Origin of the sequence: Rhodococcus sp. UNC23MFCrub1.1, from assembly GCF_000686025.1 — a bacterium.
Lineage (GTDB): Bacteria > Actinomycetota > Actinomycetes > Mycobacteriales > Mycobacteriaceae > Rhodococcoides.
Map to the genome: position 1 here is coordinate 1 of NZ_JMLQ01000023.1, position 1,357 is coordinate 1,357.

3 protein-coding genes are annotated in these 1,357 nt (G+C 68.5%); all 3 read left to right on the top strand.

What is annotated here, in order from left to right:
* A partial coding sequence (locus BR07_RS0122615; protein WP_027507344.1) for a carboxyl transferase domain-containing protein occupies positions 1–645 on the top strand: 645 nt, incomplete at its 5' end.
* Positions 642–854: an acyl-CoA carboxylase subunit epsilon gene (locus tag BR07_RS26090; protein ID WP_037187604.1), complete on the top strand. Its 213-nt coding sequence runs from the start codon at positions 642–644 to the stop codon at positions 852–854. The genes BR07_RS0122615 and BR07_RS26090, both read left to right, overlap by 4 nt.
* A gap of 13 nt (positions 855–867) precedes the next feature.
* On the top strand, positions 868–1,357 hold a 490-nt coding region (locus tag BR07_RS0122625; protein ID WP_027507345.1), incomplete at its 3' end, for a biotin carboxylase N-terminal domain-containing protein.

Here is a 1,357-nt window from a genome sequence, read left to right on the forward strand (position 1 = left end):
CGCAACATCATCGTCGGGTTCGGCCGCGTCGACGGGCGCAGCGTCGGCATCGTCGCCAACCAGCCCACCGCGTTCGCCGGCACCCTCGACATCGACGCCTCCGAGAAGGCCGCCCGGTTCGTGCGCACCTGCGACTGCTTCAACATCCCCATCATCACCCTCGTCGACGTCCCCGGCTTCCTGCCCGGCACCGATCAGGAGTTCAACGGCATCATCCGCCGCGGCGCGAAGCTGCTCTACGCCTACGGCGAGGCCACCGTCGGGAAGATCACCGTCATCACCCGCAAGGCGTACGGCGGCGCGTACGACGTGATGGGGTCCAAGCACATGGGCGCCGATCTCAACCTCGCGTGGCCCACCGCGCAGATCGCCGTCATGGGCGCCTCCGGCGCCGTCGGCTTCGTCTACCGCAAGCGCCTCCTCAAGGCCGCGAAGAACGGTGACGACGTCGACGCACTGCGCCTCGAGCTGCAGAACGAGTACGAGGACACCCTCGTCAACCCGTACGTCGCCGCTGAACGTGGCTACGTGGACGCCGTGATCCCCCCGAGCCACACCCGCGGACAGATCGTCACCGCACTGCGCCTGCTCGAACGCAAGATGGTCACCCTGCCGCCGAAGAAGCACGGCAACATCCCGCTGTGAGCGACACCGTGATTCGTATCGTCCGCGGTGAGCCGACGGATACCGACATCGCCGTTCTCACAGCGGTGCTCGCTACCGTGTGCGTCCCTGTGACCGTGCCCCATCCGCCGGTGTCCAGCCTCGGCGGGTGGGGCGCCCCCACCCAGACACTGCGCTACGGGATGTCCGCAACCCCCACCCACTTCGTCAACGCGCGCCACGCGCGGTAAGGAAGCAGTCGACGTGTCCTCGACCAACGGTGTTGCACCGAAGAAGATCTCGAAGGTTCTCGTCGCGAACCGCGGTGAGATAGCGGTTCGTGTGATCCGCGCGGCGGCCGACGCCGGCTACACCTCCGTCGCGGTCTATGCCGAACCCGACGCCGACGCGCCCTTCGTCCGCCTCGCCGACGAAGCCTTCGCCGTCGGCGGTCAGACCTCCGCCGAGTCCTACCTCGCGATCGACAAGATCATCGACGCCGCCGCCAAGTCCGGCGCCGACGCGATCCACCCCGGCTACGGCTTCCTCTCCGAGAACGCCGACTTCGCCCAGGCCGTCCTGGACGCCGGCCTGATCTGGATCGGACCGTCCCCGCAGTCCATCCGCGACCTCGGCGACAAGGTCACCGCCCGCCACATCGCCACCCGCGCGAAGGCCCCCTCCGTGCCCGGCACGTCCGAACCCGTCAAGGACGCCGACGAGATCCTCGCCTTCGCCGACAAGCACGGCCTTC